This window comes from Roseovarius bejariae (assembly GCF_009669325.1).
GTDB lineage: Bacteria > Pseudomonadota > Alphaproteobacteria > Rhodobacterales > Rhodobacteraceae > Roseovarius > Roseovarius bejariae.
Window position 1 is genome coordinate 1,560,776 of sequence record NZ_SZWE01000001.1, and the last position, 16,819, is coordinate 1,577,594.

Genomic DNA, 16,819 nt, shown 5'->3' on the forward strand with positions numbered 1-16,819 from the left:
CCCGCCCTGCCCCCACGGTTATATCGCCAAAGACCCAAGTCTTTCCTCGCAGGAGCGGTACACCATGGCAGCCTATCAATACGTCTATCACATGCAGGGCGTCTCCAAGACCTACCCCGGCGGCAAGAAATGCTTCGAGAATATCCACCTCAGCTTCCTGCCCGGCGTGAAGATCGGCGTGGTCGGCCCCAACGGCGCCGGTAAATCCACCCTGATGAAAATCATGGCCGGCCTCGACACCGAATTCTCCGGCGAGGCCTGGGCCGCCGAAGGCGCCAAGGTGGGCTACCTCCCGCAGGAGCCGCAACTCGACCCCGCGCTGACCGTCCGCGAAAACGTCATGCTGGGCGTGGCCGGCAAAAAGGCCAAGCTGGACCGTTTCAACGAACTGGCGATGAACTACTCGGACGAGACCGCCGATGAAATGGCCGCCCTGCAAGACGAGATCGACAGCCAGAACCTCTGGGATCTCGACGCGCAGATCGACGTCTCCATGGAGGCCCTGCGCTGCCCCCCCGATGACGCCGATGTCACCACGCTTTCGGGCGGGGAAAAGCGCCGCGTCGCATTGTGCAAACTGCTGCTCGAAGCGCCCGACATGCTGCTTCTCGACGAGCCGACCAACCACCTTGACGCCGAAACCATCGCGTGGCTGCAACAGCACCTGATCGACTACAAGGGCACCATCCTGATCGTCACCCACGATCGGTATTTCCTCGACGACATCACCGGCTGGATTCTGGAACTCGACCGCGGCCGCGGCATCCCCTACGAGGGCAACTATTCAAGCTGGCTGGAACAAAAGGCCAAGCGGCTGGAACAGGAAGCGCGCGAGGATAAATCGCGCCAGAAAACGCTGGAACGCGAATTGGAATGGATGCGTCAGGGCCAAAAGGCCCGGCAGGCCAAGTCCAAGGCCCGGATCAACGCCTATAACGACCTCGCCAACCAGTCCGAGCGCGAAAAACTCGCGCGCGCCCAGATCGTCATTCCCAACGGCCCGCGCCTCGGCTCCAAGGTGATCGAGGTCAACGGGCTGAAAAAACACATGGGCGACAAGCTCCTGATCGAGGACCTGTCGTTCTCCCTCCCCCCCGGCGGCATCGTCGGCGTGATTGGCCCCAACGGCGCGGGTAAATCGACGCTCTTCAAGGTGCTGACGGGGCAGGAACAGCCCGACGAAGGCACCGTTGAATACGGCGACACCGTTGACCTGTCCTACGTCGATCAATCCCGCGATGACCTCAAGGACGATGAAACCGTGTGGGAGGCGATCACCGGCGGCGCCGAGATCATCCAACTGGGCGACGCGCAAATGAACTCCCGCGCCTATTGCTCGGCCTTCAACTTCAAGGGCGGCGACCAGCAGAAAAAGGTCTCGCTTCTGTCGGGCGGCGAACGCAACCGCGTCCACATGGCCCGCCTGTTGAAATCGGGGGGCAACGTGCTCCTGCTCGACGAACCGACCAACGATTTGGACGTCGAAACCCTCCGCGCGCTCGAAGACGCACTCGTCGATTTCGCCGGCTGCGCCGTGGTCATCTCCCACGACCGCTTCTTCCTCGACCGTATCTGCACGCACATCCTCGCCTTCGAAGGCGAAGCCCACGTCGAATGGTTCGAAGGCAACTTCGAGGACTACGAGGAAGACAAGAAGCGCCGCCTTGGCCCGGATGCACTGGAGCCGAAGCGGATCAAGCATAAGAAGTTTAATCGGTAACGTCGAACGCCCGCGTTCGACGGGTGGGCGAAAGCGTTTCCAAAGGAAACGCGTGCCCACCCCGGTTGCAATTCTGGGTACCGCAGCAATCACAGTCAGGTCCCGGACCCGATCCGGGACCTCACACCCAACGCCCACCAAGCCGCGCGGAGGGCTTTACACCTCCGGTATCTCAGCAGTTTCCGGCGGGGTTTCTGTTTCCTCCCCCTCCGGCACCTCCACCTTCTCCCCCCAGCCCAGCCGCTCTTTCAGCTTGGCTTCCAATTCCACTTCTCCGGCGATCTTCATCTGCGCCCATGTCGCCAGCAGCCGATTGATCCGCGCGTGATACCCCTTGCCCATCGCCCGATAAAACCGGGCGACCGAGCGATCCAGGTAAAGCGTCACCTTCTCTTTGGGTTCCTCCACGTCCACATCCGCCTCCAGCGTGTGCCACGCCTCGGGGACCTCCAGCGCGATGGTCGCCGGAATCCATGTCTCCTGCGACAGGAACACGAGGTTCTTCATCAGCCCCTCACGGGCCAGCTTTTCGGTCTTGGTCATCCGGGCCATCGGCGCCCCTCCTTTTGCAGCAGGCCGACACCCTCGCGAAACGGGGTTAACGGGGCCTGAGCAGGGCGCGCGCTGCCACCGACGCGACACCGACAAATCACCGACACGATACCGACACGGGTTTTCGGCCCATGCCGCAGGGCTTATGAACAGGCTATGAAACAGGTCGATCTGGTCATTCTGGGCGCAGGCCCCGCAGGCAGTGCCGCCGCCGTCACCGCCCGGCGTGCGGGGCTTTCCGTGGTGCTGATCGACAAGGCGCGCTTTCCGCGGGACAAGCTTTGCGGCGGGTTGGTGACGGGCCGTTGCGCGGCGCATCTGGCACGGATTTTCGGGCAAGCGATCACCGAGGACCTCTTCGACACCCGCCGCAACTTCGAATTTTTCATGCAGGGTCAAGACCTTGGCAGGCTGGATGACGTCCCGCCCCTGCACCTGACCATGCGCCGCGCCTTCGATGCGCAGCTGTTGGGCCATGCCCGCGCGGCGGGGGCACAGGATTACACCGGCCACCGGGTCTCCACACTCGATCTTGCGCAGAACCGGGTCACGCTGGACCGTGGCGAGCCCCTCTCGTTCAAGGCGCTCATCGGCGCCGATGGGGTGCAAAGCATTGTCGCCAAAGAGCTTTTCAGCCGCGCCTTCGACCCCGCCCGCGTCGGCTTCGCCCTTGAAATCGAAGCCCCGGCCCAAACCGCAACCCTGGCCACGCCTATCAGGATCGATTTCGCCGCCGCCCGCTGGGGCTATGGCTGGTCCTTCCCCAAACGCGGCTCCACCACCGTAGGGGTTGCCGGGCTCCACACCCACAACCCCGATATGAAACCCTGCCTCTCCACCTATCTCGATCTGCTGGACACCGGCCAAGGCGCCAAGATCAAGGGCCATTTCCTGCCCTTCGGCGAGGGTAAATCCCGCCCCGGCCGCGGCAATATCCTGCTGGCGGGGGATGCGGCGGGCTTTGTCGATCCGATCACCGGCGAGGGCATCGGCCACGCCATCCACTCGGGTGAACTGGCGGCTCTGTCCGTCGCCCACGCCATCGGGAAAAATAAGCCGGATCAGGCCCTTACACACTATCGCCGCGCCACGCGCCCGATCCGCAACGCCATTATACAGGCCCGTCTCCTGCGCCCACTGATCTTCGCACCACACCTGCAAGCCTTCTTCGCCCGAAGCTTCGCCAATTCCCGCAGCCTCAAACGCAACTACATGCACCTTCTGTCTGGCGAGACAGAGTACCCGGCCCTTCTCCTGCGTGTCCTCACCCGCCTGCCCGCGGCGTGCTGGCGCAACATCCGCCGTAAAAATCCTTGAAACCAATCACTTGGTTTTGATTTTTCTCACGGGCGGTGGCACCATAGGTGGGCTGTGCAACAAGGGGAACGCACCAATGATCAAACGTCGCCACTTCATGGCCACCGGCATGGCCGCCCTCGCCGCACCTGCAATTCTCCCGGGGGCCGCCCATGCCTTCGAGGTTGCAGATAAATTCAAGCCCACCAAGGTCCGCGTCCGCGCCCCCTATGAACCGGGTCAATTGCTGATCCTGCCGCGGGCGCATTTCCTGTACTTCCTGACGGGCGAGCAAGAGGCCCTGCGCTATGGCGTGGGCGTCGGCAAGGCGGGTCTGCAATTCACCGGAACGGCGACCATCGACGTCAAGAAAAAGTGGCCCACATGGCGCCCCACCAACGAGATGATCGAACGTGAGCCGCAAACCTACGCCAAGTTCAAGGACAACGATTACGTCCAACCCGGCGGGCCCAGCAATCCGCTGGGGGCCCGCGCGCTCTATCTCTTCCAGAACGGGCGCGACACCTATTTCCGCATCCACGGAACGACCGCGCCACGCTCCATCGGGCGCTCGGTCTCCAACGGCTGTATCCGTATGCTGAACGCCCATGTGAAAGACCTGTATGAGCGCGTCCCACTGGGCACCACGGTCACGGTTCTGTAAGTTCACAGGCACCTAAACCCTTGGTACGTCCATGATAATTCGGGCGTAGGGCGCCAATGCCGAATCCTTGAAATTGATCCGGCATTGGCCCATATTCTTCACCGCGACGTTACCTCTATCGACCATCTGCTCCTCTAACGGCTCAGTCACTCGATCTAGCACTGACTTTGCCGGGCTGCCGCACTACCGCGGGCAGCATATGACAAAAGGAGACTGACGGATGGCAACTGGTACCGTCAAATGGTTCAACACCACCAAAGGCTACGGCTTCATCGCGCCCGAGGGCGGCGGCAAGGACGTTTTCGTTCATATTTCCGCTGTTGAGCGTGCCGGCCTGACCGGCCTGGCCGACAACCAGAAAGTGACCTTCGACATCGAAGCAGGCCGCGATGGCCGCGAAGCGGCGTCGAACATCGCACTGGCCTGATCCGGCCTTTTCGGTAAGTGATTTGACAGGGCCCTACCGGGGCCCTGTTTGCGTTCAGGCCCCCGGGTCGCCAACCCGGTCAATCAGGTCAAGAACCCTTGGCCCCAACCCCTCGACGATTTTCGCCACCCCCTCCGCATTGGGGTGAATCCCGTCATCCTGGAAAAACACCCGCGCCTGCGCCGGGTCGGATGTGCCTATCCCGTCAAAGAAGCTCTCGACATAAAGAACACCATAATCCTCGGCCAATTCCGGGTACAGGCTGTCAAAGGCCTGCTTGTACTCTGGCCCATAATTGCCCGGCGCCTGCATCCCCACCAATAGCACCTCGACCGATTTGGCCTGTGCCGCGCTCAGAATGGCCTTGATGTTGTCGCGCGTGACGTCCGGGTCGATCCCGCGCAGCAGGTCATTGCCCCCCAGCGTCACGATCATCGCATCCACATCCGGCGTCAGGCTCCAATCCACCCGCGCGGCCCCGCCCGCGCTGGTGTCACCCGAAACACCCCCGTTGATCACCGCCACCTCGGCGCCCTGCGCCTCAAGCCAGGCGTCCAGTTGCGGCACGAATCCCTCGCTCTCGATCAATCCGTACCCCTGGGTCAGGCTGTCGCCGAGGGCAAGAATCCGAAGCTCTTCGGCCATGGCGGCAAATGGCATCACCACGCAAAGAAAACCCAAGCCCGCCTTGCCCTTAAGCCAAGCCATGCCATATCTGAACCATCGTCCTCGTCTCAGGTGCCTGCGCATGTCCGATCCCGTCTTGTCTCTCGATAACGCCGCGCTCACGCTTCAGGGGAACGCGGGGCCTGTCCAGATACTTGATGCGATCACGCTCGATGTCCACCGTGGCGAGACACTTGGCCTCGTCGGGCCGTCGGGTTCCGGCAAATCCTCGCTGCTGATGCTGATGGGCGGGCTGGAGCGGGCAACAGATGGGCAGGTCACCGCCCTTGGCCACGACCTGTCGAACATGAGCGAAGATGCCCTCGCCCGCCTGCGCCGCGATCACTTCGGGGTGGTCTTTCAATCCTTCCACCTGATCCCCACCATGACCGCGCTGGAAAACGTGGCGACCCCTCTGGAACTGGCCGGAAAACGCGACGCCCAAAGCCGCGCACAGGAAGAGCTTGAGGCCGTGGGCCTCGGCGCGCGAATGCACCACTATCCCTCACAGCTTTCCGGCGGCGAACAACAGCGCGTGGCGCTCGCCCGCGCCGCCGCCCCCCGGCCCGACATCGTGCTGGCGGACGAGCCAACCGGCAACCTCGACAGCCGCACAGGCGCGGGGATCATCGAATTACTTTTCGGCCTGCGCGACCGGCATGGCGCGACCCTTGTCATGGTCACCCATGCCCCGGACCTCGCCGATCGTTGTGACCGCGTCATTGCCCTCAGCGACGGGCGCATCGCAACCGGACAAGCCGAGGATGCCGTATGCGCCTGATCACCGCTGCCCGTCTTGCCCGGCGGGAACTGCGCGGGGGGCTGCGCGGTTTCCGCATCTTTCTGGCCTGTGTCATCCTTGGGGTCGCGGCCATCGCCGCCGTGGGCACGGTGCGCGAAAGCATCGGGCAGGGCCTTGTGCAGGAGGGGGCAACCCTTCTGGGCGGCGACGCCGAGATCGAAATCACCTACCGCTTCGCCTCCGAGGCCGAGCGCGCATGGATGGACGACACCGCCCTGCGCGTTTCTGAGGTGGTCGATTTCCGCTCCATGGTCACCACGTCGGATGGCGAGCGCGGGCTGACACAGGTCAAGGCCGTCGATGATGCCTACCCGCTTTTGGGGAAGGTCACGCTTGACCCACCCATGCCACTGTCCGATGCGCTCGACGGGGCAAACGGCCTGCCCGGCCTTGTCATGCATCCCGTGCTCGTGGATCGCCTCGGGCTGACCCCCGGCGATACCGTCCGCCTTGGCTCCAAGGCGTTTCACCTCTCCGCCCGCCTGACGGGCGAGCCAGACAACGCCACCGCCGGTTTCGGCCTCGGTCCGCGCACCATCCTTCGTACCTCGGCGCTTGACGGCTCGGGCCTGCTCGCCCCCGGGACGCTTTACAGCAGCGATTACCGGCTGGACCTGCCCGAAGGCACCGATCTTGCCGCCACCCAACAGGCCGCGCTTACGGCCTTCCCCGACAGCGGCTTTCGCTGGCGCGATGCCCGCAACGGCGCCCCCGGTGTGGCCGAATTCGTGCAACGGCTGGGGGCGTTCCTCGTTCTCGTCGGGTTGTCGGGGCTGGCCGTGGGCGGGGTGGGCATTTCCGCCGCCCTGCGCGCCTATCTCGCGACCAAGACCGAAACCATTGCGACCCTGCGCACACTTGGGGCCGATGGGCAGACGATCTTCCTCACGTACCTGATCCAGACCGGGGCACTGGCCTGTCTTGGGCTTGTCATCGGCCTAGCCCTTGGTGTCGGCCTGCCCATTCTGCTTGCGCCCCTGATCGAGGCCCGCCTGCCGGTCCCCGCCGCCTTCGCCCCCTATCCCGGCCCCATGGCCGAGGCCGCGCTTTACAGCATTCTGACAGTCCTCATATTCACCCTCTGGCCTCTGGCCCGGGCACAGGAAACCCGCGCCGCCAGCTTGTTCCGCGAGGCCCTTTCCGGCACACGCAGCCTGCCCCGTTGGCCCTACCTGCTGGCGACGGCGCTTTTGACGACCCTTCTGGTCACCGCCGCCGCCACCTTCTCGGGCAACCTCGCGCTGACGCTCTGGACGGCAGGCGGCATCGCTGGCGCGCTCGTTATTCTTGCGTTGGCCGCATGGGGCATTCGCCACGCGGCGCGGCATCTCAAACCGCTGTCCCGGGGCCGTCCCGCCCTCGGCTGGGCGCTCGCGGCCATCGGTGGCCCCGGCACCACCGCCGGGCCGGTTGTCCTGTCACTGGGTCTTGGCCTTTCCGTGCTGGCCGCCGTGGGCCAGATCGACAGCAACCTGCGCGGCGCCATCGCCCGCGACCTGCCAACACGCGCACCATCCTATTTCTTCGTCGACATCCAGAAGGACCAGATGCCGCTGGTTCGCGAAAGGCTGGAAAGCGACCCGGCGGTCAGCGGCATCGACAGCGCCCCCATGCTGCGCGGCATCCTGTCCAGGATCAACGGCACCCCCGCCACCGAGGTCGCCCCCGGTCACTGGGTCGTCGAAGGGGATCGCGGAATTACCTATGCCGCCACCCTGCCGGACCGAACCCGCATTGTGGCGGGCGAATGGTGGGACCCGGACAACCAAGGCAAACCACAGGTGAGCTTCGCCGCCGAGGAAGCCGAGGAAATCGGCCTCAAGCTGGGCGACGAACTGACCCTCAACATCCTTGGCCGCGACATCACCGCCGAAATTACCTCCTTCCGCGAGGTGGATTTTTCCACCGCCGGGATGGGCTTTATCATGGTCATGAACCCCGCCGCGATCGAGGCCGCGCCACATACCTTCATCGCCACCGTCTACGCCAAGGAAGAGGCCGAGGCGCAGATCCTCCGCGACGTGGCAAACCGCTTCCCAAACATCACTGCCATTCGCGTCCGCGACGCGATCGCGCAGGTCTCCGATCTGCTGGCGGGGCTGGCCTCGGCCACCACTTGGGGGGCGGCAGCAACGCTTCTCACCGGCTTTCTGGTCCTCATCGGCGCGGCGGCGGCCGATCAATCCGCCCGCACCCGCGAGGCCGCGATCCTCAAGACACTGGGGGCCACCCGCTCCAACCTATTGATCAGCCTTGCCCTTCGCACAGCTATATTAGGCGCGGCGGCGGGCCTCGTTGCGCTTGCGGCGGGCCTGACCGGGGGATGGGCCGTCAGCCATTTCGTCATGGAAACCGAATTCTCGATTGCATGGCCCTCGGCCCTTGCCATCATCCTCGGCGGAGCACTCATCAGCCTGCTGGCGGGCCTTGCCTTTGCATGGGGTCCGCTGCGCGCCCGGCCCGCCCGCATCCTTCGCGCGCGCGAATAGCCGCCGCACACGACCTGGCCACGTTGCACATCACCGGCTAAGCTGGCACCCCTTCTTCCGAGATTCCATCACCCCCGGACCCCGCCATGACAGATTCCCTGCCCGTCGCCCTCACCACGCTCAGCACCGCGCAAAAAACCGCGCTTATCAATCTCGTGCGCCGCACCGCCAAGGCCGAGATCATGCCGCGGTTCCGCAACCTTGGTCATGCCGACATCTCGGCGAAATCCTCACCCCACGACCTGGTGACCGAGGCCGACTTGGCTGCCGAGGCGATGCTGGCCCGAGGGATTCAGGGCATGTTCCCGCACGCCCTTGTCGTCGGCGAAGAAGCCGCCAGCAGCGATCCCGACCTGCGCGGCAAGATCGACGAGGCCGAACTGGCCTTCATCCTCGACCCGCTGGACGGCACATGGAACTTCGCCCATGGCCTGCCACTCTTTGGCGTGATCCTCGCCGCAACCCGGTTCGGCACACCAGTCTTCGGCCTGCTCTACGATCCGGTCATGGACGATTGGATCACCGCCGATCTGGACAATACCGCCCACCTGTCGCGCAACGTCGGCGCCGCACGGCCCCTGTCGGTGTCTCGTGGTGGCGACCTCAGCGCGCTTTCGGGCTATGTCCACCTCTACCTCATGCCCGATGAGGTGCAGGCCCGCATGTCGGCCACCCTACCCGATTTCGCCCGCACCCTGATGTTGCGCTGCTCGTGCCACGAATACCGCACACTGGCCCAAGGCGGGATGGATTTCGCGCTTTCCAGCGTCCCCAACCCATGGGACCACGCCGCAGGGATCCTGATCTGTCAACAGGCGGGAGGTGTGGCGCGGATGCTCGATGGCCGTGACTACACCGCGGGCATCACCAAGGGGCATATCCTTGCCGCGCCCGACGAAGACACATGGAACCGCCTGCGCGACCATTTTGCTTTTTTGCTGGACTGAGGCACACCAGAAGGGTCTCAAGCCAAGGGGGTGATTTTCGTACGAAAACCACCCCCCAAGCGTACAAGTTGTACATCTGCCAAAGCTATTCGGCGGCCTCGGCATAGTCTTCCATCGGCGGGCAAGTACACACCAGATGCCGGTCACCATAAACGTTATCCACCCGGTTCACCGGTGGCCAGTATTTGTCCACCCGGAACGCGCCGGGCGGGAAGCAGGCCTGCTCCCGGGTATAGGGCCGATCCCACTCTTTCACGAGATCCTCCATGGTATGCGGGGCATGCTTCAAGGGGTTGTTTTCCTTGTCGATTTTCCCCTCCTCGATCTCACGGATTTCCTCGCGGATCGCCAGCATCGCATCACAGAAACGGTCCAGCTCGGCCTTGGTCTCCGATTCCGTCGGCTCTATCATCAGCGTCCCCGCCACCGGCCAGCTCATAGTCGGTGCGTGGAATCCGTTGTCCATCAACCGCTTGGCAATATCGTCCACCGTGACGCCCGCGCTTTCCGCATAGGGCCGGGTGTCGATGATGCACTCATGCGCGACACGTCCATTTTGTCCTTTATAAAGAACGCCATAGGACCCCTCCAACCGCTTCGCGATATAGTTGGCATTCAGGATCGCCACCCGCGTCGCCTGCGTCAGGCCCTCGCCCCCCATCAACAGGCAATACGCCCAGCTGATCGGCAGGATCGACGGCGAGCCGAAAGGCGCCGCACTCACCGGCCCCTCCTGCCCCCCGGTCTCGGGATGACCCGGCAAATGCGGTGCCAAATGCGCCTTCACGCCAATCGGCCCCATGCCCGGTCCACCCCCGCCATGCGGAATGCAGAAGGTCTTGTGCAGGTTCAAATGGCTCACGTCCCCGCCAAGGTCACCGGGGCGGCTCAGCCCCACCATGGCATTCAGGTTCGCCCCGTCGATATACACCTGTCCGCCGTGATCATGGGTGATCTGGCAAATCTCCTTCACCCCTTCCTCGAACACGCCATGGGTGCTGGGATAGGTGATCATGCAGCCGGCAAGATTCTCCGAATGCTGCTCGGCCTTGGCACGGAAATCTTCCATGTCGATGTCGCCGTTTTCATCCGACTTCACCGGCACCACCTTCCAGCCCACCATTTGCGCACTCGCCGGGTTGGTGCCATGCGCACTCATCGGAATAAGACAGATATTGCGATGCCCCTCGCCATTGGCGCGGTGATAGGCGGCAATGGTCAACAGCCCCGCATATTCCCCCTGCGCCCCGGAATTGGGCTGCATCGACAGGTCGTCATAGCCGGTGATCTCGCACAGCTTGGCCGACAAATCGCGGATCATCTCAAGATACCCTTCGGCCTGATCCTCGGGGCAATAGGGGTGCAGCCGCGAAAACTCGCGCCAACTCACCGGCATCATCTCGGCGGCCGAGTTCAGCTTCATCGTGCACGACCCCAGCGGGATCATCGCCCGATCCAGCGCCAAATCCCGATCCGCCAAGCGCCGCATATAGCGCATCATCTCGGTCTCGGCCCGGTTCATGTGGAAAATCGGATGGGTCAGGTACTCGGATCCCCGGTGCATGTCCTCGGGGATGCGGTACTCGGGCGTGAAATCATCGTCCTTCTGGGTGATCCCGAAAGCCCGCCAGACCGCTTCGATGGTCGCCGGGCGCGCCGCCTCGTCCATCGAAATGCCGACCCGGGTTTCGCCGACACGGCGCAGGTTCACGCCCTCGTCCACCGCCGATTTCAGAACCGCCGATTGCAGCGGCCCCACATCCACGGTGATCGTGTCGAAAAACACCTTCGGATCCACCTTGAAGCCCGCCGCCTCCAGCCCCTTGGCCAGACGCGCGGTCTTGCGGTGAATACGCTGCGCAATCGCCTTCAGGCCCTTGGGCCCATGGAACACGGCATACATCGAGGCCATCACCGCCAAAAGCGCCTGCGCGGTACAGACGTTGCTGGTGGCCTTTTCGCGCCGGATATGCTGCTCGCGGGTTTGCAGCGACAGCCGATAGGCCTTGTTGCCGTGGCTATCCACCGACACGCCGACAATCCGCCCGGGCATCGACCGCTTGTAGGCATCGCGACAGGCCATATAGGCCGCGTGCGGCCCGCCATATCCCATCGGCACACCAAAGCGCTGCGTGCTGCCGACGGCGATATCGGCATCCATCGCGCCCGGCTCCTTCAACAGGGTCAGCGACAGCGGATCGGCGGCCACGATGCCAATCGCCTTATGCTCGTGCAACATGCCGATATGACTGGTGAAATCCTTCACATGCCCATAGGTGCCCGGATATTGGAAAATTGCCCCGAAGACCTCTTCGGGCTTCAGCTTGTCAGGGTTGCCGACGATCACCTCGATCCCCAAGGGCGCAGCGCGTGTTTTCATCACCGCGATATTCTGCGGATGACAATCCCGATCCACGAAAAACGCCTTGGCCTTCGATTTCGCCACCCGCTGCGCCATGGTCATCGCCTCGGCACAGGCCGTCGCCTCGTCCAGAAGCGAGGCATTGGCGATCTCAAGGCCCGTCAGGTCGCTGATCATGGTCTGGTAGTTCAAAAGCGCCTCAAGGCGCCCTTGGCTGATCTCGGGCTGATAGGGGGTATAGGCGGTGTACCACGCGGGGTTTTCAAGAATGTTCCGCTGGATCGCCGGGGGCGTGACCGTGCCGTAATACCCCTGCCCGATGAGCGAGGTCAGAACCTTGTTCTTGCCCGCCGTCATCCGCATCTTGTGCATCAACTCCCGCTCCGACAGCGGTTTGCCAAAGTCCAGCGGCGCGTCCTGCCGAATGGATTTCGGCACGGTCTCATCCACCAACCCTTCAAGGCTTGTCGCCCCCAGCACCTCCAGCATCTCGTCCATTTCCTCGGGCGAGGGGCCGATGTGGCGGCGGTTGGCGAAATCATACGGCAGGTAGTCCGTCGGCTTGAACGACATCTTTCATGCTCCCCGGGGCGGCGTCTTGGCGCCCCCTGTTTCATCTTTCCCAAAATACTCCCGCCGGAGGCATCCCCGGCCAAGGCACAGGCGTTACCCGATGAAGTCCTTGTAGGCGGCTTCATCCATGTAATCGTCCATCTGGCTCAGATCGCTGGCCTTGATCTTGAAGAACCACGCATCGCCCATGGGATCGTCATTCACCTTGCCCGGCTCATCGACAAGCGCCTCGTTGACCTCGGTGATCTCGCCATCCAGCGGGGCCAGGATATCGCTTGCGGCCTTGACGCTTTCGATCACCACGACCTCGTCGTCCTTGGCCACCTCGCCGCCCACCTCGGGCAATTCCACGAAAACCACATCGCCCAGTTGCTCGCTGGCGTGCTCGGTGATCCCCACGACCACCACATCGCCCTCGACGCGCAGCCATTCGTGTTCTTCGGTAAATTTCATCGCTCTCTCCCTGTTGATCAGCGTTTGAAGTTGGCCGGGGTAAAGGGCAGGGCCGCCACCGTCACCGGCAGGCGCTTGCCCCGCACATCCCCGAAAAGTTCCGTGCCTTCGGCGGCATGGTCACTGGGGACATACCCCATCGACATCGGCCCGCCAATCGTCGGCCCGAAGGCGCCCGAGGTGACATGGCCTATCGCCTCCCCGCCCTCGGCGCTTGCGTAGATCTGCGTGCCCTCACGCATCGGCGCGCGCCCCTCGGGGCGCAGACCCACGCGCTTGCGTGGCGCGCCATTGTCCAGTTGCTCAAGGATCACGTCGGCCCCCGGAAAGCCCCCGGCCCGGTCGCCGCCCGCGCGGCGCACCTTCTGAATGGCCCAGGACAGCGCCGCCTCGACCGGCGTCGTGCCCTCGTCAATGTCATGCCCATAAAGGCACAATCCGCCCTCCAGGCGCAGACTATCCCGCGCGCCAAGGCCGATCGGTTCCACTTCGTCTTCGGCCAGCAAAGCGCGGGCAAAGCCCTCGGCCTGATCCGCCGTGACCGAAATCTCATACCCGTCTTCCCCGGTATAACCCGAGCGCGAGATCCACAGTTCGCCGAATTGGCTCACCTTCACGGCCACATCCATGAACCGCATCCCGGCCACATCCGGCACCAGACGGGCCAAAACCGCCTCGGCCTTCGGGCCTTGCAGGGCCAACAGCGCGCGGTCGGTGATCTCGTCCACCTCGCAGCCGGGCAACCCTGCCCGCATATGCGCAATATCCGCCGCCTTGCAGGCGGCATTGACCACCACGAAAAGGTGGTCGCCCCGGTTGGCCAGCATCAGGTCATCCATGATACCGCCCCGATCATTGGTGAACATGGCATAGCGCTGCCGCCCCTCGGCCAGCCCCAGCACAGACACCGGCACCAAGCCCTCCATCGCGCGGGCCACCTCGTCATAGCCGCCCGGCGCGCGGACAATCACCTGCCCCATGTGGCTGACATCGAACAGCCCTGCCGCCGCGCGGCAATGCAGGTGCTCCTTCATCACGCCCAGCTTGTATTGCACCGGCATGTCATAGCCCGCAAAGGGCACCATCTTGGCTCCCAACTCCACGTGCAATGCATGAAGGGGGGTTTGGCGCAAGGCGTCGCTCATCGGGTCATCTCCCAATTCTGCGCCGTCTGATCGGGGATCAATCCGGCATCGGTTCCGCACGTGCCACATTGGCCGTACAACGATGCCCCCTCTGTCCTTTGGCCTGAGATCGCTATCCCTTCGGCGCCCCGACCTGTGCCGGGATCTCTCCAGAGTCATTCGTCCTTCGGATGGTCCCTGTCGCCTGAGAGTTTCCGGGGCGGTTGCTCCTTCGGCACCGGCATGGCCGGTTCTCCCATCCACGGCAGACGTTAGTATACAAATACGCCTGCTTCAAGCCTGTTGGTGGCAGGCCATCGGACGGAACAACTCCATCAAGGGCGCATTGTCGCAAACAAGCGCATCAAGCGTGACACCATCCAAAGAGTAATAAAACGCCTCCGCCGCATCCGCGATCGCCAACTTCAGACGGCAGGCATCGACCAAGGGGCAGGTGTTATCGACATCCGCAAAGCACTCGGCCAAGGGCACATTGGCCTCCAACAGGCGAAAGACGTCCCCGATCACGATCTTTTCGGCGGGCCGTCCAAGCGCGATGCCACCGCTCCGCCCCCGCTGCGTGTGCAGGAAACCCAGTTGCGCAAGGCGGTTGATCACCTGCGCCAGATGGCTTTCCGAGGTGTTGCAGCGCTCCGCAATCTCGGACTTGGTCACCAGACGATCAGCATTCGACGCGCAAAACATCAGCACGCGGATCGCGATATTCGTGCGTTTGGTAATGCGCATGGTGAGCCACCTCGTTTGCTTGAACCTGCCCGAAACTGGCGTCAAAACAGGCATATCGACATGACTTAGATCAAGCACGGGCCAGAAACATACATGAAACATGCATATTTCTTCGGCTATGGCAGCCTCGTGAACCGCGACACGCACGACTTCGCCGAAGCCCACACCGCCCGCCTGCGCGGCTGGAAACGCATCTGGCGCCATACCCGCCTGCGGCCCGTGGCCTTTCTGACCGTCGTGCCCGATGACACCTCTGAAATCGACGGTCTGATCGCCGCCGTCCCGGGCGACGACTGGGCCGCGCTCGACGAACGCGAACGTGCCTACAATCGCGTCCCCGCCGCCCATCAGGTCACCCACGCCCTGACGCATCGCCCCGAGATCGCGGTCTATTCCATTCCCGACGGGGCGCATGGCCAGCCGTCCGAAACCCACCCCGCACTCCTCAGCTATATCGACGTGGTCGTTCAAGGCTACCTGCGCGAGTTCGGCGAGGAGGGCGCGCGCGCCTTCTTCGACACCACCGATGGCTGGGATGCCCCGGTTCTGGATGACCGGGCCGATCCGGTCTATCCGCGCCACCGGGTCCTGACCACCGATGAACGCAGCTTCGTCACCGATCAACTGGCCGCGCGCGACATCCGCCTGATCCACCGCTAAAGCCACTGGACCCGCCCCCGCGCTTGCCCCATGTTTAGGCGAAAAAGGGGGGCCGATGGCCGACTTCAAAACCGCCTCGCAAAGCGTCATGCTGCTTTTGCGTTTTTCCCGCAAACTCTGGGTCCGGGTTGCGCTTTTGGCGCTTTTGGCGGTGGCCGCCGCCGTGGCCGCGCTTTTTCTGGAAGAGTTCATCCCCCAAAGCCTGCGCCGCCGGATCGCGCCCGACACGGTGATGCCGATCCTCACGATTCTCGCCTCGGGCATGCTGGCGGTCAGCACCTTTTCCCTCAACGTCATGGTCTCGGCCCATAATGCCGCCGCCTCACAGGCCACGCCAAGGGCGCATCGCATCCTTCTGGCCGACACCACCACGCAAACCGTGCTGGCCACCTTCATCGGGGCCTTTGTCTATGCCCTGACATCGATCATCCTGCTGCGCGCCGGGATTCACGGGGGCGACTCCTCGGTCACGGTGCTTCTTTCCACCGTGGCCGTCGTGGTGCTTGTGATTCTTGCGCTCCTGCGCTGGATCGACCACCTCAGCGATCTGGGCAGCATGGACGCCACCCTGCGCGCCACCGAGGCCGAAGCCCGCTCAAGCCTGCAACTCACCCGCCGCGCCCCGGCCCTGCGCGCCAGTCCTCTGACTGCCGAAACCCTGATCCCGACCGAGGCCACACCTGTCCCCTCACCACGCTCGGGCTACCTTCAATTCATCGACGTCGCGCATATGAACGAGGTGATCAAGACATCCGAGGCACGCATCTATATCCACACCGCACCGGGACAATACCTGCTGACAGGTCAACCCGTCGCCTATGCCACGGGCCTGTCCGACAAACAGGTGAAATCGGTGCAAAACGGCCTGACCATCGGTCAGCACCGCACGTTTGAACAAGACGCGACCTATGGCCTGCTGGTTCTCTCGGAAATCGCCTCGCGTGCTCTTTCGCCCGGCGTTAACGATCCCGGCACCGCCATCGACGTCATCGCGCGACAAGAACGCTTGCTTTGGAACTGGGCCCGCACCGACGAGACCACTGGCGAGCCAAAGTTTCCCCGAATCTTCGTCCCCGAACTGTCGCGCACCGAAATGATCCAAAGTGCCTTTTCCAGCACCGCCCGCGATGGCGCGGGCACGATCGAGGTGGTCTGCCGATTGCTTCACGCCCTGCGCGCCTTGCAAGACACGCCCGACCCGGCCCTGGCAAAAGCCGCCGCCGAAATGTCCCAAACCACGCGCCAATACGCCGAAAGTGCCCTGACCCTCAAATGCGAAAAAGAGGTGATGCGCCAATCCCACGACGCGCCGCGCCTCTCTTGATTGCCATCAACTG

General features: G+C 63.5%; 15 protein-coding genes and 1 riboswitch. Of the genes, 9 read left to right on the forward strand and 6 right to left on the reverse strand.

Features of this window, described 5'->3' with window-relative positions; all coding sequences use genetic code 11:
• Window positions 1-64: 64 nt before the first annotated feature.
• Entirely contained in the window at window positions 65-1,720 is a 1,656-nt protein-coding gene (gene ettA / locus FDP25_RS07505; RefSeq protein ID WP_154150405.1) for an energy-dependent translational throttle protein EttA, read from the forward strand.
• 156 nt (window positions 1,721-1,876) lie between these two features.
• On the opposite strand, the gene FDP25_RS07510 is transcribed toward ettA, so the two are convergent.
• Window positions 1,877-2,272, reverse strand: coding sequence for a BrnA antitoxin family protein (locus FDP25_RS07510; RefSeq protein WP_154150407.1), 396 nt, complete (start codon window positions 2,270-2,272; stop codon window positions 1,877-1,879).
• 156 nt (window positions 2,273-2,428) lie between these two features.
• Between FDP25_RS07510 and FDP25_RS07515 the strand changes: the two genes are divergently transcribed.
• From FDP25_RS07515 to FDP25_RS07525, 3 genes are all read left to right on the forward strand, one after another.
• The gene (locus FDP25_RS07515) at window positions 2,429-3,589 is read left to right on the forward strand and encodes an NAD(P)/FAD-dependent oxidoreductase (protein WP_154150410.1); all 1,161 of its coding nucleotides are present in this window, start codon (window positions 2,429-2,431) and stop codon (window positions 3,587-3,589) included.
• Between the two features lie 76 nt (window positions 3,590-3,665).
• Window positions 3,666-4,232: a L,D-transpeptidase gene (locus FDP25_RS07520; protein WP_154150412.1), complete on the forward strand. Its 567-nt coding sequence runs from the start codon at window positions 3,666-3,668 to the stop codon at window positions 4,230-4,232.
• A gap of 220 nt (window positions 4,233-4,452) precedes the next feature.
• Window positions 4,453-4,659, forward strand: coding sequence for a cold-shock protein (locus tag FDP25_RS07525; protein WP_154150414.1), 207 nt, complete (start codon window positions 4,453-4,455; stop codon window positions 4,657-4,659).
• Window positions 4,660-4,713: 54 nt separating this feature from the next.
• On the opposite strand, the gene FDP25_RS07530 is transcribed toward FDP25_RS07525, so the two are convergent.
• Entirely contained in the window at window positions 4,714-5,367 is a 654-nt protein-coding gene (locus FDP25_RS07530) for an arylesterase (RefSeq protein ID WP_154150416.1), read from the reverse strand.
• Window positions 5,368-5,407: 40 nt separating this feature from the next.
• On the opposite strand from FDP25_RS07530, the gene FDP25_RS07535 reads away from it, so the two are divergent.
• The 3 genes from FDP25_RS07535 to FDP25_RS07545 all read left to right on the forward strand — a co-directional run bounded on the left by FDP25_RS07535 (window position 5,408) and on the right by FDP25_RS07545 (window position 9,563).
• Window positions 5,408-6,106: an ABC transporter ATP-binding protein gene (locus FDP25_RS07535; protein ID WP_154150418.1), complete on the forward strand. Its 699-nt coding sequence runs from the start codon at window positions 5,408-5,410 to the stop codon at window positions 6,104-6,106.
• Window positions 6,097-8,616: an ABC transporter permease gene (locus FDP25_RS07540; RefSeq protein WP_154150420.1), complete on the forward strand. Its 2,520-nt coding sequence runs from the start codon at window positions 6,097-6,099 to the stop codon at window positions 8,614-8,616. Before FDP25_RS07535 ends, FDP25_RS07540 begins: the two co-directional genes overlap by 10 nt.
• Window positions 8,617-8,702: 86 nt before the next feature.
• A complete protein-coding gene (locus FDP25_RS07545) occupies window positions 8,703-9,563 on the forward strand; it encodes an inositol monophosphatase family protein (RefSeq protein WP_154150422.1) in 861 nt (286 codons plus the stop codon).
• 85 nt (window positions 9,564-9,648) lie between these two features.
• On the opposite strand, the gene gcvP is transcribed toward FDP25_RS07545, so the two are convergent.
• The 4 genes from gcvP to FDP25_RS07565 all read right to left on the reverse strand — a co-directional run bounded on the left by gcvP (window position 9,649) and on the right by FDP25_RS07565 (window position 14,822).
• Entirely contained in the window at window positions 9,649-12,498 is a 2,850-nt protein-coding gene (gene gcvP, locus FDP25_RS07550; RefSeq protein ID WP_154150424.1) for an aminomethyl-transferring glycine dehydrogenase, read from the reverse strand.
• A 93-nt stretch (window positions 12,499-12,591) separates the two neighbouring features.
• Window positions 12,592-12,951, reverse strand: coding sequence for a glycine cleavage system protein GcvH (gene gcvH / locus FDP25_RS07555; RefSeq protein ID WP_154150425.1), 360 nt, complete (start codon window positions 12,949-12,951; stop codon window positions 12,592-12,594).
• Between the two features lie 17 nt (window positions 12,952-12,968).
• Window positions 12,969-14,096 carry a glycine cleavage system aminomethyltransferase GcvT gene (gene gcvT, locus FDP25_RS07560; RefSeq protein ID WP_154150427.1) on the reverse strand — a complete coding sequence of 376 codons (1,128 nt, stop codon included), beginning with the start codon at window positions 14,094-14,096 and terminating at the stop codon, window positions 12,969-12,971.
• Between the two features lie 161 nt (window positions 14,097-14,257).
• A riboswitch (glycine riboswitch) is annotated at window positions 14,258-14,344 on the reverse strand.
• Between the two features lie 25 nt (window positions 14,345-14,369).
• A complete protein-coding gene (locus tag FDP25_RS07565) occupies window positions 14,370-14,822 on the reverse strand; it encodes an RrF2 family transcriptional regulator (protein WP_154150430.1) in 453 nt (150 codons plus the stop codon).
• 93 nt (window positions 14,823-14,915) lie between these two features.
• Here FDP25_RS07565 and FDP25_RS07570 point away from each other — a divergent pair, with 93 nt between their 5' ends.
• The gene (locus tag FDP25_RS07570) at window positions 14,916-15,482 is read left to right on the forward strand and encodes a gamma-glutamylcyclotransferase family protein (RefSeq protein WP_154150431.1); all 567 of its coding nucleotides are present in this window, start codon (window positions 14,916-14,918) and stop codon (window positions 15,480-15,482) included.
• Between the two features lie 55 nt (window positions 15,483-15,537).
• On the forward strand, window positions 15,538-16,806 hold the full coding sequence (locus FDP25_RS07575; protein WP_154150433.1) for a DUF2254 domain-containing protein: 1,269 nt from the start codon (window positions 15,538-15,540) through the stop codon (window positions 16,804-16,806).
• Window positions 16,807-16,819 lie beyond the last annotated feature (13 nt).

Bases quoted from the DNA above. Each gene is read 5' to 3' on its own strand.
- FDP25_RS07540 (WP_154150420.1), top strand. From the start codon at position 6,097: ATGCGCCTGATCACCGCTGCCCGTCTTGCCCGGCGGGAACTGCGCGGG.
- FDP25_RS07515 (WP_154150410.1), top strand. From the start codon at position 2,429: ATGAAACAGGTCGATCTGGTCATTCTGGGCGCAGGCCCCGCAGGCAGT.
- gcvH (WP_154150425.1), bottom strand. From the start codon at position 12,951: ATGAAATTTACCGAAGAACACGAATGGCTGCGCGTCGAGGGCGATGTG.
- gcvT (WP_154150427.1), bottom strand. From the start codon at position 14,096: ATGAGCGACGCCTTGCGCCAAACCCCCCTTCATGCATTGCACGTGGAG.
- FDP25_RS07530 (WP_154150416.1), bottom strand. From the start codon at position 5,367: ATGGCTTGGCTTAAGGGCAAGGCGGGCTTGGGTTTTCTTTGCGTGGTG.
- FDP25_RS07520 (WP_154150412.1), top strand. From the start codon at position 3,666: ATGATCAAACGTCGCCACTTCATGGCCACCGGCATGGCCGCCCTCGCC.
- gcvP (WP_154150424.1), bottom strand. From the start codon at position 12,498: ATGTCGTTCAAGCCGACGGACTACCTGCCGTATGATTTCGCCAACCGC.
- ettA (WP_154150405.1), top strand. From the start codon at position 65: ATGGCAGCCTATCAATACGTCTATCACATGCAGGGCGTCTCCAAGACC.
- FDP25_RS07545 (WP_154150422.1), top strand. From the start codon at position 8,703: ATGACAGATTCCCTGCCCGTCGCCCTCACCACGCTCAGCACCGCGCAA.
- FDP25_RS07525 (WP_154150414.1), top strand. From the start codon at position 4,453: ATGGCAACTGGTACCGTCAAATGGTTCAACACCACCAAAGGCTACGGC.
- FDP25_RS07570 (WP_154150431.1), top strand. From the start codon at position 14,916: ATGAAACATGCATATTTCTTCGGCTATGGCAGCCTCGTGAACCGCGAC.
- FDP25_RS07575 (WP_154150433.1), top strand. From the start codon at position 15,538: ATGGCCGACTTCAAAACCGCCTCGCAAAGCGTCATGCTGCTTTTGCGT.
- FDP25_RS07535 (WP_154150418.1), top strand. From the start codon at position 5,408: ATGTCCGATCCCGTCTTGTCTCTCGATAACGCCGCGCTCACGCTTCAG.
- FDP25_RS07565 (WP_154150430.1), bottom strand. From the start codon at position 14,822: ATGCGCATTACCAAACGCACGAATATCGCGATCCGCGTGCTGATGTTT.
- FDP25_RS07510 (WP_154150407.1), bottom strand. From the start codon at position 2,272: ATGGCCCGGATGACCAAGACCGAAAAGCTGGCCCGTGAGGGGCTGATG.